This window comes from Streptomyces mashuensis, from assembly GCF_014654785.1.
Taxonomy (GTDB): domain Bacteria; phylum Actinomycetota; class Actinomycetes; order Streptomycetales; family Streptomycetaceae; genus Streptomyces; species Streptomyces mashuensis.
This window is the reverse complement of record NZ_BNBD01000019.1, coordinates 53504-66679: the sequence shown is the minus strand read 5'-3', so window position 1 is coordinate 66679 and position 13176 is coordinate 53504. Positions and strand designations below refer to the sequence as shown.

Genomic DNA, 13176 nt, shown 5'->3' with positions numbered 1-13176 from the left:
GTACGTCGCCGGAGGAACGAATGTTCGATACGAGGCTAGAGCTCGCCCATGCCCTGGAACCAGGCCGGGCCGCCCTGCCGCGCCTGCTTGATCCGCCGCAGCGCGAACTCCTCCAGCGGCGGCAGCGCGTCCGGCGCGAACCAGCCCACCTCGAGCGACTCGTCGTCGTTGACGCGCGCCTCGCCGCCCACCGCGCGGGCCAGGAAGCAGATGTCCATGTACTGGCAGACGTGGCCGTTGGGGTACGTGACCGGCTTGAGGGCCTCGACCAGCAGCAGCCGCTCGGGGACGCACCGGACCGCCGTCTCCTCGTAGACCTCCCGGACCAGGGCGGCGGCGGGCTGCTCGCCCGGCTCGGGGATGCCGCCGATGATCGACCACTGTCCGGTGTCGGCGCGGCGGCCGAGCAGGACGCGGTCCTCGTCGTCGAGGACGATCGCGCTCACACCGGGCATCCACAGCAGGGTGGGTCCGACGGCAGCACGCAGTTCCTGGAGGAAATGGGGGATCGGCATGGGCCGAGCCTACTGGTTCACCGGGCGCCGGCCGGCACCGGAGACCGCTGGAAGGAGCAGGTCAGAGGGGATGCGGGGGCGTCGAGGGGGACGGCGGCTCAGGCGGAGGCCGGGCGGCCGTTGCGGCCGAGCAGCAGCAGCCGGGCCCTGATCACGCGGACGGCGGCCTCGGCGTCGTCCACGGTGACCGTGATCGTCCGGCCGTCGCCGAGCCGCACCACGATGCCCTCGCCGCGCCGCACGACGACGCCGGTGCCCCGCTCGGGGCGCCAGCGGTAGCCCCAGCCGCCCCAGTGCCGGGGGGTGACGCGCGGGGCGAGCTCGGCGTCGACGACCTGGGTGAGCGGGATGCGCTTGCGGGGTACGCCGATGTGGCCGCAGCGGATCTCCAGGCAGTGCTGGTCCACGCGGACGGCGACGTGCACGAAGGCGAGCGTGCCGTAGAGGATCAGCAGTCCGGCCGCGACGCAGCCCACCACCGACATGACCAGCGGCGCGAGCCCCGAGGTCCAGGCACTGTCCACGGCCAGGTCGATGCCCAGGGCCAGGCAGGCGGCACCGATCACGGCCAGCAGCCACTGGCCGCGGTTGGTCGCGCGGCCGGTCCACACCTCGGGCGGCACCATGCCGGCCCGGTCCTCGCGACCGGGACCGTCCTGGGAGGTGTCCCTCATAGAGGGCAGCCTACTCACGTTCCGCGGGCGCGGCAGGACCCCGCGCACAGGTGGCCGGATGAGGCGGCTACGAGTGCGCGGGGCTCGGGCTGGTGGCGACGAGGGAACGGCCCTCCGGGTAGGCCAGCATGACCGGGTCGAGCTGCGCCTCCCGTCCGGTGTGCAGCACGGTCAGCCGGCCGGTGGGCTCGGCGCCGGGGGCCGGTACGGCGCCGATGCGGCGCAGCGCCTGGGCGGCGACGGCGTCGGCGGAGCCGTGCAGCCGCAGCTCGACACCGTCGGCGACCCGGATCGCGGCCCGGATGCGGTCGGCGACGAGCTCGTAGTGGGTGCAGCCGAGGACGACGTCGCGCACGTGGTGCGGGGTGAGGGCGGCGGCGGCCTGGACGGCGAGGCCGATGGCCTCGGCATCGGCACGCTCGACCGCTTCGGCCAGGCCCGGGCAGGGCACCTCGGTGACGTCGACGCCGGTGGCGAACTCGCGGATCAGGCCGCGCTGGTACGGGCTGCCGGTGGTGGCGGGCGTGGCCCAGATGGCGACGGGGCCACCGGCGGCCGCGGCCGGCTTGATGGCCGGCACGGTGCCGACGACCGGCAGGCCCGGCTCCAGCTCGGCCCGTATGGCCTCGAGGGCGTGCACCGACGCGGTGTTGCAGGCGACGATCAGCGCGTCGGGGCGGAGGGCGGCGGCGGCCCGGGCGCAGGCCAGGGCGTGCCCGGTGATGTCCTCGGGGGTGCGCGGGCCCCACGGCATGCCGTCGGGGTCGTTGGAGAGCACGAGATCCGCGTCGGGGCGCAGCCGGCGTACGGCGGCCGCGGCGGCCAGCAGGCCGGTACCGGAGTCCAGGAGCGCGATCTTCACCCGGTCACTTTAATCGATCGGGCTGTGGATTCCGCAGGCGGGACCGGTCGCGGCGGCTGGCGGGGGGCCGTCCGGAGGCGGTTCCGCACCCCGTGGCAGGCGGTTTTCCACAGCCTCCCGTGCCGGGCACGCCCCGTGCGGAAGACTGCGGCGCGTGAACGCACTGATGTGGATCACTGTGGTCTCGCTGGCCGCGTGGGTGTGGCTGGCGCTGGGGCAGGGCTTCTTCTGGCGTACGGACGTGCGGCTGCCGGAGCGCAGACCTCCGGCGGCCTGGCCGTCGGTGGCGGTGGTGGTGCCCGCGCGGGACGAGGCGGAGACGCTGCCGCACAGCCTGCCGTCGCTGCTGGCGCAGGACTATCCGGGCCGGGCGGAGGTCTTCCTGGTCGACGACGGGAGTACCGACGGCACCGGCGAGCTGGCCCGCGCGCTGGCCGCGGAACACGGCGGGCTGCCGCTGACCGTGGACCGGCCCGGGGAGCCGGAGCCCGGCTGGACGGGCAAGCTGTGGGCCGTGCAGCACGGCATGGCGCTGGCCGCGTCCCGGACCGACGCCACGTACCTGCTGCTCACCGACGCCGACATCGCGCACGCGCCCGGCAGCCTGCGGGAGCTGGTGGCCGCGGCGGAGTCGGCGGGGCTGGACCTGGTGTCGCAGATGGCGCGGCTGCGGGTGGTGACGTTCTGGGAGCGGCTGGTCGTCCCGGCCTTCGTGTACTTCTTCGCCAAGCTGTACCCGTTCCGCCGGGTCAACAGCCCGCGCTCGCGCACGGCGGCGGCCGCCGGCGGCTGTGCACTGCTGAGACGGGCGGCGGCGGAACGGGCCGGCTATCCCGGCAGCGTGCGGCAGGCGGTGATCGACGACGTGTCGCTGGCGCGGGTGGTGCGGCGCTCGGGGGGCCGCGTCTGGCTGGGGCTGGCCGACGGGGTCGAGAGCGTACGGCCGTACACGGGGCTGGGCCCGCTGTGGCGGATGGTCGCCCGCAGCGCGTACGCGCAGCTGCTGTACAACCCGCTGCTGCTCGCCGGCACGGTGGTGGGCCTCGTCGTGATCTACCTGGTGCCGCCGGCCGCGGTGGTGGCCGGTGCCGTGACGGGGTCGGTGGTCACGGCGGTGGCGGGTGCGGCGGCGTGGGCGGTGATGGCGGGGACGTACATGCCGATGCTGCGCTACTACCGGCAGCCGCTGTGGCTCGCCCCGCTGCTGCCCGTCACCGCGCTGCTGTACACGCTGATGACGGTGGACTCGGCGGTGCAGCACCACCGCGGGCGCGGCGCCGCCTGGAAGGGGCGCACGTACGCCCGTCCCGAGGCCGCGCCGTGACCGGCCGGCGCGGCGTCAGGCCGGGTGGGGGCCCGCGTGCTTCCCCGTCACTTCCGGCCGGGCGTCCAGGACAGGCCCCAGCCATAGGTGTCGTCGAGGGTGCGCTGCATGCTGACGCCGGGGCGCGGCACCAGGTAGCGGGCCTCGCGCCGGACCACCAGGTCGCCGCCCTCGTTGGTGATCAGCGCCAGCGCGCAGACCGGTGAGGGGACGGTGCACTCGTCGAGGGAGAACTCCACGGGCGCCCCGTGCTGCGGGGTCAGCGTGACGGTGGCGTGCAGGCCGGCGAAGCTGCGGGCGCCCTCGTAGATGGTGACGAAGACGAGGATGCGCCGGAAGGCGGCGCGGTGGTCGAGGTTGATGGTCAGGTTCTCGCCGGTCTCGACGGCGCCGGTGCGGTCGTCGCCGTCGAGGTGGATCCACGGCTCCTGGTGGAGGGCGCCGAAGGTGTTGCCGAGGGCCTGCACCACGCCCTTGCTGCCGTCGGTGAGCTCGTAGAGCGCGCCCAGGTCGAGGTCGACGGCCGCGGGCCCGGCCAGGGCCCGCGTCAGCCGCCGGCCCCAGCCGCCGGTGCCGCCGGTGGTGTCGTCGCGCATCCGCCAGTTGAGGTTCACCCGCATGGCGCCGGAAGTGCCGCCCTGCTTGGCCAGGGAGACGGCCGGGGCCTCCTTGGTGAGCGTCACCTTGGTCAGCCGGACAGGGGAGGGCGGGGCGGGGGTGGGGGTGGGGGCGGGGGGAGGGGGAGAGACAGGAGCACTCGCCGGGACGGCCGCTGACGGCACGGCAGCCGCCGCCGTCCGGGGTTCGTCGACGGTGATGCCGTAGTCGGTGGCGAGGCCCGCCAGGCCGGTGTCGTAGCCCTGGCCGACGGCGCGGAACTTCCACTCGCCCTGCCGCCGGTACAGCTCGCCGAGCACGAAGGCGGTCTCCACCGTCGCGTCCCGGCTGTCGAACCGTGCCAGCTCGCCGCCGGTGTCCGCGTCGAGGACGCTGACGCGCAGTCCGGGGACCCGCCCGAAGGGCCCGCCGTCGGCCGACGCGGCGAGCACGACGGTCTCGACGGCCGGTTCCAGACGGGCGAGGTCGACCGCGATGGTGTCGGTCACGGCTCCCCCGCCGGGCCCGCCGCCGCGTTTGCCCTCGTGGCGCACGGCACCCGAGGGGTGCACGGGCTGGTTGTAGAAGACGAAGTCCGCGTCGGAGCGGACCCGGCCGCCCGACAGGAGCAGCGCCGAGGCGTCGACGTCGGGCACGCCCGGCCCGGCGTCACGGCCCACCTCCACCCGCACCGACCGTGCGGCAATCCGGACATTGGCGCCCTTGGACATCCCCATGCTCCCACCCCTCCGAAATCTGCATCGAACCGGCCGTCTTTACACGATCCCTACGCACCTTGACGACCGATTTTCCTGGGTTCGCTCGGGTTGGTGACGCGGGCCCCCTCCGAACACCGCAATCAACCCCCATACCGGCCTCCCCAACCAACACACCAAGGGCTTAACTTATGGGCTATGACCTCCCCCCGCAGCACCTACGGCGGCGGCTACTACGCCTCGTCGTCCTTCCCGGACACCCCCATCTACGACAGCCTCGTCGCCGAGCGCGGCACCCCGCAGATCGCCCCGATCCGGGTGTCCTCCCCCTACGACTTCGGCAGCGGGCTCGGCGCCGGCCCGGCCGGCGGCATGGGGCCGGGCATGAACGGCATGGGCCCCGGCACGCACGGCAACGGCATGCACGGCATGGGCGCGGGCATGGGTCCCGGCATGGGCGGCAGCAACCTGCCCGCCCTCCCGGCCCTGCCCTCCGGCCCCTCCGCGCAGCAGGCCCCGCAGCCGACGCCGGTCGCCGCCCAGGTGCCGCAGTACGGCCAGCAGGCCGCCTCGACGGCGCCGCCCGCGGGCCTGCAGCAGGCCCCCGGCCCGTACGTGCCGCAGCAGGGCGCCCCGCGCCCGGCCGCTCCGCAGCAGTACCAGCAGCAGCGGCCCGGCGCGGCGGGCGCCGGCCCGGCCGGCTTCGACGCGATGCGCCCGGTCGCGCCCCGGCCCGCGCAGCCCACGCCGTACGAGGACCCGTACGGCAACCGCCCGTACCCCGAGCAGGGAGGCTACTGACCGCCGTCCACCCGGGGGGAAGCACCAAGCACTGGAAGCACGCTGCACCGACCGCACCGGAACCGCCGCTCGCCGGCGGTTCCGGTGTTTTGTGCGCTCGCCGGCGCCCGTGTCCGGCCGGCCGGCCCCGTCCACCCGCCCACCCCCGATCGGCATATACGGCTGGCAAGATGGGCGCATGTCGATGCCTGCGCTGAACGCGATCCACTTCTATCCGGTCAAGTCCATGACGGGCCTCGCGCCCGCCGAGGCGGCCGTGGAGCCCTGGGGCCTGGCCGGCGACCGCAGGTGGATGGTGGCCGCCCCCGACGGGCGCATGATCACGCAACGGCAGCGGCCCCGGCTGGCGTTGGCGGCCGCCGCACCGCTGCCCGGCGGCGGCGTGCGCCTCACCGGCCCCGGCGCCGGGCCCCTCGACGTGGCCGTGCCGGACGCCGCCGAGCACGGCACCATGACCGTCGAACTGTTCCGCGACAAGGTCGAGGTGGTCCGCGCCGGCGCGGCCGCCGACGCCTGGGTGAGCGCCCACCTGGGCACCGAGGCCCACCTCGTGCACCTCGACGACCCGGCCCGGCGCCGCCCCATCGACCCGCGGTACGCGCTCCCCGGCGAGACCGTGAGCCTCGCCGACGGCTATCCGCTGCTGGTCACCACCACGGCCTCGCTCGACGCCCTCAACTCTCTGATCGCCGAGGGCGACCGGGCGCACGAGGGGCCGCTGCCCATGAGCCGTTTCCGGCCGAACATCGTCGTCGACGGCACCGCGCCCTGGGCCGAGGACGGCTGGCGCCGCGTCCGTATCGGCGAGGTCACCTTCCGTGCCGTGAAGGACTGCGGCCGCTGCGTGGTGACCACCGTCGACCAGGCCACCGCCGCCAAGGGCGGCGAGCCGCTGCGCACCCTGGGCCGGCACCGCCGCATCGGCGACAAGCTGGTGTTCGGCAAGAACCTCGTGCCCGAGAACCGCGGCGTGCTGCGCGTCGGCGACCCCGTGGAGGTCCTGGAGGCCGTGGAGACGCAGGAGACGCAGGAGGTCCAGGAGGCCCGGGAAGCCCGGGGCGTCCTCTCCTGACGGCCGGCGCGTCAACGTGCCGCCGCGCACGGTCTCCACGAGGGGTGATTTTCCGCCCTCCGCCGCCTTCCTCCGCATGCGATGGCCTGTGTGAGGTATTTACGGACGCGTAAGGGGGTGAGCACCATGCGCGCGACGAAGACCGCGACGAAGGCCCTGTGGCGGTGGCGGCGCAACCCGCTGCGCCGCCGGAGCGACGCCCTGGAGGCGTGGACGGGGGTGGCCGCCGTGGTGCTGATGCTGCTCCTCGGCACGGCCGCCGGCTGGTCCGCCGGGGCGCGGGCCCACCAGGCGTTGCAGCACACCGTGCGGGAGCAGCAGCGCCACCGGCACGCGGTGAGCGCCACCGCCGTCCGTCTGCTGCCCGGCAGTACCGACGCGCCCGGCCGCGAGCCGGCGGCCGGGCGCGACGGCTACCGGCGGGTGCTGGCCCGCTGGCCGGGCCCCGACGGCCGGGAACGCACCGGCGCGGTGGCCGTCCGTCAGGCCCTGGCCCCGGGCGGCCGGTTCGCGCTGTGGACGGACGAACACGGCCGGGCCTCGTCCCGGCCCTTGGACGCCGGCACCGCCACCGCGCACGCCGTGCTGGCCGGGCTCGCCGCGGCCGGCGCCGCGGCCGGGCTGGTGGAGGGCGCGCGGCGGCTGGCCGTCCGGCGCCTCGTCCGGCAGCGGTACCAGCAGTGGGACCGGGCCTGGCAGCTGGCGGGAGAGACCTGGGGCCGGGCGGACACCGGAAGCTGACCCCTACGGCCGCACAACCTGCTGAGCGGCCAACTCCCGTGCCCCGCCCGCGCTACGGTGGTGCGGCCGGTACTCATCCGTCCCGGAGGCACGCACACTCGAGGTGGGGGCACATCAGCACCATGGCACAGGGCTCGGTCCAGGTGACGCACACCGGCACGTCGCGCTGGCGGCGGCGCACCGGGGAGTACGTATCCGTCGCCGCGGCCCTGGAGGCGGCCGCCGACGGCGACGTGCTGTCCCTGGCCCCGGGAACGTACCGGGAGAACCTGGTGCTGACCCGTTCCGTCACGCTGCGCGGCGCCGACGGGGCGCGCGGCGCGGTGGTGATCGCCCCGACCGAGGGCGTGCCGGTGACCGTCCGCGGCTCGGCCACGCTCGCGGACCTGCGCGTGGAGGGCCACGACGCGGCCGTCCCCGCGCTGCTGGTCGAGGGCGGGGCGCCGGAGCTGACGGGGCTGCGGGTGGTGACGCGTTCGGCCGTCGGCATCGAGGTGTGCGGCGGTGCCCGGCCCACCGTGCGCGGCTGCCTGGTCGACAATCCGGCGGGCGTCGGCATCGGCGTGCGGGACGGCGCGGGCGGCGTGTTCGAGGACTGCGAGGTGGTGGCCGCCGGGCAGGCGGGCGTGACGGTGCGCGACGGGGCGGGGCCCCGGCTGGAGCGCTGCCGGGTGCACCACGCGCGCGGCGCCGGCCTGTCGCTGACCGGCGAGGGCAGCACCCTGGAGGCCACGGGCTGCGAGGTGTACGAGATCCGGGGCACCGGTGTGCAGGTGGCCGGGCGCGCCTCCGGGCGGCTGACCGAGTGCCGGGTGCACCGCACCATGGGGGACGGGGTGACGCTCGACACCGACGCGGTGCTGCACCTGTCGGGCTGCCGGCTCCACGACGTACCGGAGAACGGCGTCGACCTGCGGGCCCGGTCGGTGCTGACGATGACCCGCACGGCGGTGCACCGCTTCGGCCGCAACGGCCTGTCGGTGTGGGACCCGGGCACCCGGGTCGAGGCCGCGCAGTGCGAGATCCACGAGAGCACGGGCGACTACCCGGCGGTGTGGGTGAGCGACGGCGCGAGCGCCGTCCTGACCGCCAGCCGGGTGCACGACGTGCCGGACGCCCTGTTCGTCCTCGACCGCGGTTCGCACGCGGAGGTCACCGACAGCGACCTGACGCGGGTGAAGGGCACGGCGGTGTCGGTCAGCGGCGGCGCGACGGCGCGGCTGGCGGACAGCCGGGTGCGGGAGGCCACCACCGGCGTGTGGTTCCGCGGTCACGGCAGCGGCGGCACGGTCACGGACTGCGTGGTGGACGCCACGTCCACCGGCGTCATCGTCACCACCGGCGCGGACCCGGTGGTCGAGCGGTGCGTGGTGACCTCGCCCACGGAGGCCGGGTTCTACGTGTCGGCGGAGGGCCGGGGCACGTTCGACGGGTGCCGGGTGACCGGCAGCGGGGGCTACGGCTTCCACGTCATCGACGGCTGCCGGGCGCGGCTGACGGGCTGCCGCACCGAGCGGTGCGCGCGGGGCGGCTACGAGTTCTCCGAGAGCGGCCCGGTCGCCGAGGGCTGCACGAGCGACGAGCCGGTGGCGTCCCGGGCCGTCGGCACCGCTCCGGGCGGCCGCGCCGCGGGCCGCCGGCCGCCGGTGCTGGCGCCGCTGGCCCCGCCGCGCGTCCCGGCGCCCGCCGCCCCTCCGGCGACGGCCGCGCCCGTGGCGCCGCCGGGGGTGCGGCCCGCCGCGGCGGTGCTGGGGCAGCTCGACGCGCTGGTGGGTCTGGACAGCGTCAAGCGCGAGGTCCGCGCCCTCACCGACATGATCGAGGTGGGCCGGCGGCGGCGGCAGGCCGGGCTCAAGGCCGCCTCCGTCCGCCGCCACCTGGTCTTCACCGGCTCCCCCGGCACCGGCAAGACCACGGTGGCCCGGCTGTACGGCGAGATCCTCGCCGCGCTGGGCGTGCTGGAGCGCGGCCACCTGGTGGAGGTGTCGCGGGTGGACCTGGTGGGCGAGCACATCGGGTCGACGGCGCTGCGCACCCAGGAGGCGTTCGACCGGGCGCGCGGCGGGGTGCTGTTCATCGACGAGGCGTACGCGCTGTGCCCGGAGGACTCCGGCCGGGACTTCGGCCGGGAGGCCATCGACACCCTGGTGAAGCTGATGGAGGACCACCGCGACGAGGTGGTGGTCATCGTCGCCGGGTACACCGCCGAGATGGAGCGGTTCCTGACCGTCAACCCGGGTGTGGCGTCCCGGTTCTCCCGCACGATCACCTTCGGCGACTACGCGCCGGAGGAGCTGCTGCGCATCGTGCGGCAGCAGGCCGACGAGCACGAGTACCGCATCGGGGAGGGCGCCGCCGAGGCGCTGCTGCGGTACTTCGCGGCGATTCCGCGGGGCCCGGCGTTCGGCAACGGCCGTACGGCCCGGCAGACGTTCGAGGCGATGGTGGAGCGGCACGCCGGGCGGGTGGCGCAGCTGGCCGCGCCGAGCACCGACGACCTGACGCTGCTGTACCCGGAGGACCTGCCCGACCTGCCGTGATCCCGCCGGGAGGGGCCGTTGCCGCGTGGGAGGATGAGGCCGCGCACGGCGAGTGACGGGTCGACCGGGAAAGGACGGACCGGGTGGGCGACAACCGCAACCTGCTGGCGGAACAGCGGCGTGCGATGATCCTCGACGAGGTCAGACGGCGCGGCGGGGTGCGCGTCAACGAGCTGACGCGGCGGCTGCGCGTGTCGGACATGACCGTCCGCCGGGACCTGGACGCCCTCGCCCGGCAGGGCGTGCTGGAGAAGGTGCACGGCGGTGCGGTCCCGGTGGTGGAGGCCACCGCGCAGGAGGCGGACTTCGAGGCGAAGGCGGCGCTGGAGCCGGGCGCCAAGCGGGAGATCGCACGGGCGGCGGCCCGGCTGGTGCCGCCGGGCGCGGCGATAGCCCTGGCCGGCGGGACGACGGTGTTCGCGCTGGCCCAGCAGCTGGTGGGGGCCGAGGGCCTCACGGTGGTGACGAATTCGGTGCGCGTGGCCGACGTGTTCCACGCGGCGGGGGACGAGGCCACGGTCGTCCTGACGGGCGGGGTGCGCACCCCCTCGGACACGCTGGTCGGTCCGGTGGCGGACGCGGCGATCCGCTCGCTCCACTTCGACGTGCTGTTCCTCGGGGTGCACGGTGTCTCGGCGGCGGCCGGGCTGTCGACGCCGAACCTGGCGGAGGCGGAGACGAATCGTCACTTCGTCCGGGCCGCACGCCGGGTGGTGGTCCTGGCCGACCACACCAAGTGGGGCACGGTGGGCCTCAGTTCGTTCGCCTCGCTGGACGACGTGCACGTGCTGGTGACGGACGCGGGGCTGCCTCGGGAGGCCCGCGCGGAGCTGGCCGAGCGGCTTCCGGAGCTGGTGGTGGCGGGCGGCGGCTCCGCGCTGACGCGTGGCACAGACACCTGACGTCCCGTCGGGATACCGTGGTCGGCGCCCGGTCGACGCCCACCCTGGGGGTGCTCATGGCACGCGTACGCACGGCCCGACCCCGCCCGGCCCGCGCCCTGCACCCGGTGGGGCTGCGCTTCGCCGGCACCGCCCCGGTGCGCCTGACGTTCACCGCGCGGCTGGCCGCGGCGCCCGCGGAGGTCTACCGCGCCCTGGTCGACGAGGTCGAGGCGTGGCCGCGCTGGTTCCCCGCGGTGACCCTGGCCCGGCAGGTGGAGCACGACCGGCGGCGGGGCCGGGAGATACGGGTGCTGGGCGTGCTGCACTTCGTGGAGACGGTGCTCGTGACGGAGCCGGACCGGCGCTACGCGTACCGCGTGGACCTCACCAACGCGCCGGGCGTCCGCGCCCTGCTGGAGGACTGGTGCCTGCGCCGCGCCGGGGGCGGCACGGTCCTCCAGTGGTGCGTGGCGGCCGACGGCCCGCCACCGGTCCGCCTGGCCCTCCGCCTGGCCCGGCCGGGCCTGCGGCACGCCTTCCACGACGCGGTACGGGCGCTGGACCGGCGGCTGGCGGCGGTGTGAGCCCGGCCGGGGCGGGCCCCGGGGCCGGCCGTCACCACGGCCACCGTCCCGTGGCCAGGAACGTGTCCAGGGCCAGGGTGTGCGGCTGGATGTCGAGGCCCTCGCGGGCGAGCCAGGCGTCGGAGTAGTAGCGGTCCAGGTAGCGGTCGCCGCCGTCGCAGATCAGGGTGACGACGCTGCCGGGCGTGCCGGCGGCGAGCATCTCGCCGACGATGCGCAGGGCGCTCCACAGGCCGGTGCCGGTGGAGCCGCCGGCCTTGCGGCCGATGGCGCGTTCCAGGATGCGGACGGCAGCGACGGTCGCCGCGTCGGGCACCTTCATCATGCGGTCGACGACACCGGGCAGGAAGCTGGGTTCCATGCGGGGCCGGCCGATGCCCTCGATGCGGGAGGGGCGGTCGCTGGTGGCCGTGGGGTCGTGGTCGCGCCAGCCGGCGAAGAAGCAGGAGTTCTCGGGGTCGGCGACGCACAGCCGGGTGTCGTACTGCAGGTAGCGGGCGTAGCGGCCGATGGTGGCGGACGTGCCGCCGGTGCCGGCGGTGGCCACGATCCAGGCGGGTACGGGGTGGCGTTCGCGGCGCAACTGCTGGAAGACCGACTCGGCGATGTTGTTGTTCCCCCGCCAGTCGGTGGCGCGCTCCGCGTAGGTGAACTGGTCGACGTAATGGCCCCCGGTCCGCTCGGCGAGGGCGGCGGCCGCGTCGTACATCGTGCGCGGGTCGTCCACGAAGTGGCACCGGCCGCCGTGGAACTCGATCAGGCGGCACTTCTCGGGGCTCGTCGTACGCGGCATGACGGCGATGAAGGGCACGCCGATCAGCTGGGCGAAGTACGCCTCGGAGACGGCGGTGGAGCCGCTCGACGCCTCGACGACGGGCCGCCCGGGGCGGATCCAGCCGTTGCACAGGCCGTACAGGAACAGGGAGCGTGCCAGCCGGTGCTTGAGACTACCGGTGGGGTGGGTGGATTCGTCTTTCAGGTACAGGTCCACGCCCCAGTGCTCGGGCAGCGGGAAGCGCAGCAGGTGCGTGTCGGCCGAACGGTTGGCGTCGGCCTGGACCTTGCGGACCGCTTCCTTGAGCCAGGCGCGGTAGCCGGGGTCGCTGCGGTCGGTGTCCTCGGTGCGCGCCGGGGGCCGGGCGGGACCGTCCGCCGGCTGGGGGGTGCCGTTCACCTGCGCTCCTCGGGGGTGGGGGGCGGTACGGGCGCGGCGTCGGCCGGGGGTCGTTCCGGGTGCTCCGATCATAAGGGTGCACTGGTGTGCGGGCCTCCTCGCGGGCAGACTGCGCACGAGACGGGGAAACGTCCGGAGAGCGACGAGGAGAGAAGAGGCGGTACGCCGTGGCGGAACCGGAATTCAGCGCGACCGGGGTGCGGATCGAGCGCTCGCACCGCTCCCTGACCCGGGCCGGACAGGTGAAGATCCGTGACGGCCGGCTGGAGCTGCTGACCAGTTACGGCCGGGAGATCGACAGCGCGCCGGTGGAGTCGGTGCAGGCCGGCAAGGCGTGGTTCGCGGCGCGGGACCGGGCGCGGGCGCGCGTCAACGGTACGCGGTACGTGCTCACCCTGGAGGACCGGGACGCCCGGACGGAGGTGAGGGGGGACGACGGGGACGGCGGGTCGGCGGTGAGCCGCTTCCTGGAGGCGGTGCGTTCGGCGCACCGGTCGGGGGGGAAGGGCTGACGGGGTGCCGGAGTTGCGGAGCGCGGGGCGAGGGCCGACGCTTGACTCGTACCGGCATCACCGAGGGTCGCCGGCGGTCACGCTCCGGTCCGGTCGCCGCCGTGCGGTCCGCAGGGCTCCGCCGCGGACCGGCACAGGCGCGTACGCAGTCGTATCTGCATCAGGCCAGCTCACCTTCTG

Annotated in this window: 13 protein-coding genes; 8 read left to right on the top strand and 5 right to left on the bottom strand. The window is 75.4% G+C overall.

Annotated features, from left to right (window positions below; all coding sequences use genetic code 11):
* Nucleotides 1–35: 35 nt before the first annotated feature.
* The 3 genes from IE305_RS29420 to IE305_RS29410 all read right to left on the bottom strand — a co-directional run bounded on the left by IE305_RS29420 (nucleotide 36) and on the right by IE305_RS29410 (nucleotide 2051).
* Complete coding sequence (locus tag IE305_RS29420) at nucleotides 36–515, bottom strand: NUDIX hydrolase (RefSeq protein WP_190132858.1); 480 nt, start codon at nucleotides 513–515, stop codon at nucleotides 36–38.
* Nucleotides 516–613: 98 nt separating this feature from the next.
* Nucleotides 614–1189, bottom strand: a complete 576-nt coding sequence (locus IE305_RS29415) for a hypothetical protein (protein WP_190132857.1) — start codon at nucleotides 1187–1189, stop codon at nucleotides 614–616.
* 67 nt (nucleotides 1190–1256) lie between these two features.
* A complete protein-coding gene (locus IE305_RS29410; RefSeq protein WP_190132856.1) occupies nucleotides 1257–2051 on the bottom strand; it encodes a glutamate racemase in 795 nt (264 codons plus the stop codon).
* A 166-nt stretch (nucleotides 2052–2217) separates the two neighbouring features.
* Here IE305_RS29410 and IE305_RS29405 point away from each other — a divergent pair, with 166 nt between their 5' ends.
* A complete protein-coding gene (locus tag IE305_RS29405; protein WP_190132891.1) occupies nucleotides 2218–3375 on the top strand; it encodes a glycosyltransferase in 1158 nt (385 codons plus the stop codon).
* Between the two features lie 47 nt (nucleotides 3376–3422).
* Here the strand turns inward: IE305_RS29405 and IE305_RS29400 are convergent, their stop codons facing one another.
* Entirely contained in the window at nucleotides 3423–4703 is a 1281-nt protein-coding gene (locus IE305_RS29400) for a TerD family protein (RefSeq protein WP_190132890.1), read from the bottom strand.
* Between the two features lie 183 nt (nucleotides 4704–4886).
* Between IE305_RS29400 and IE305_RS29395 the strand changes: the two genes are divergently transcribed.
* The 6 genes from IE305_RS29395 to IE305_RS29370 all read left to right on the top strand — a co-directional run bounded on the left by IE305_RS29395 (nucleotide 4887) and on the right by IE305_RS29370 (nucleotide 11310).
* The gene (locus IE305_RS29395; protein ID WP_190132855.1) at nucleotides 4887–5489 is read left to right on the top strand and encodes a DUF6643 family protein; all 603 of its coding nucleotides are present in this window, start codon (nucleotides 4887–4889) and stop codon (nucleotides 5487–5489) included.
* 178 nt (nucleotides 5490–5667) lie between these two features.
* Nucleotides 5668–6561 (top strand): MOSC domain-containing protein, encoded by an 894-nt coding sequence (locus IE305_RS29390; protein ID WP_190132854.1) that lies wholly within the window; start codon nucleotides 5668–5670, stop codon nucleotides 6559–6561.
* A 126-nt stretch (nucleotides 6562–6687) separates the two neighbouring features.
* The gene (locus IE305_RS29385; protein ID WP_190132853.1) at nucleotides 6688–7302 is read left to right on the top strand and encodes an Rv1733c family protein; all 615 of its coding nucleotides are present in this window, start codon (nucleotides 6688–6690) and stop codon (nucleotides 7300–7302) included.
* Between the two features lie 122 nt (nucleotides 7303–7424).
* Nucleotides 7425–9842 (top strand): right-handed parallel beta-helix repeat-containing protein, encoded by a 2418-nt coding sequence (locus IE305_RS29380; RefSeq protein ID WP_190132852.1) that lies wholly within the window; start codon nucleotides 7425–7427, stop codon nucleotides 9840–9842.
* An 83-nt stretch (nucleotides 9843–9925) separates the two neighbouring features.
* Nucleotides 9926–10744 (top strand): DeoR/GlpR family DNA-binding transcription regulator, encoded by an 819-nt coding sequence (locus IE305_RS29375; RefSeq protein WP_190132851.1) that lies wholly within the window; start codon nucleotides 9926–9928, stop codon nucleotides 10742–10744.
* Nucleotides 10745–10800: 56 nt separating this feature from the next.
* Entirely contained in the window at nucleotides 10801–11310 is a 510-nt protein-coding gene (locus tag IE305_RS29370) for an SRPBCC family protein (protein WP_190132850.1), read from the top strand.
* A gap of 31 nt (nucleotides 11311–11341) precedes the next feature.
* On the opposite strand, the gene cds1 is transcribed toward IE305_RS29370, so the two are convergent.
* Nucleotides 11342–12484 carry an L-cysteine desulfhydrase Cds1 gene (gene cds1 / locus IE305_RS29365; protein ID WP_229891675.1) on the bottom strand — a complete coding sequence of 381 codons (1143 nt, stop codon included), beginning with the start codon at nucleotides 12482–12484 and terminating at the stop codon, nucleotides 11342–11344.
* Nucleotides 12485–12651: 167 nt separating this feature from the next.
* Between cds1 and IE305_RS29360 the strand changes: the two genes are divergently transcribed.
* Entirely contained in the window at nucleotides 12652–12996 is a 345-nt protein-coding gene (locus IE305_RS29360) for a hypothetical protein (RefSeq protein WP_190132848.1), read from the top strand.
* The last annotated feature ends 180 nt before the right edge of the window (nucleotides 12997–13176 follow it).

Coding starts and splice junctions, on each gene's coding strand:
- IE305_RS29420 (WP_190132858.1), bottom strand. CDS start 515: ATGCCGATCCCCCATTTCCTCCAGGAACTGCGTGCTGCCGTCGGACCC.
- IE305_RS29415 (WP_190132857.1), bottom strand. CDS start 1,189: ATGAGGGACACCTCCCAGGACGGTCCCGGTCGCGAGGACCGGGCCGGC.
- IE305_RS29405 (WP_190132891.1), top strand. CDS start 2,218: ATGTGGATCACTGTGGTCTCGCTGGCCGCGTGGGTGTGGCTGGCGCTG.
- IE305_RS29400 (WP_190132890.1), bottom strand. CDS start 4,703: ATGTCCAAGGGCGCCAATGTCCGGATTGCCGCACGGTCGGTGCGGGTG.
- IE305_RS29395 (WP_190132855.1), top strand. CDS start 4,887: ATGACCTCCCCCCGCAGCACCTACGGCGGCGGCTACTACGCCTCGTCG.
- IE305_RS29390 (WP_190132854.1), top strand. CDS start 5,668: ATGTCGATGCCTGCGCTGAACGCGATCCACTTCTATCCGGTCAAGTCC.
- IE305_RS29385 (WP_190132853.1), top strand. CDS start 6,688: ATGCGCGCGACGAAGACCGCGACGAAGGCCCTGTGGCGGTGGCGGCGC.
- IE305_RS29380 (WP_190132852.1), top strand. CDS start 7,425: ATGGCACAGGGCTCGGTCCAGGTGACGCACACCGGCACGTCGCGCTGG.
- IE305_RS29370 (WP_190132850.1), top strand. CDS start 10,801: ATGGCACGCGTACGCACGGCCCGACCCCGCCCGGCCCGCGCCCTGCAC.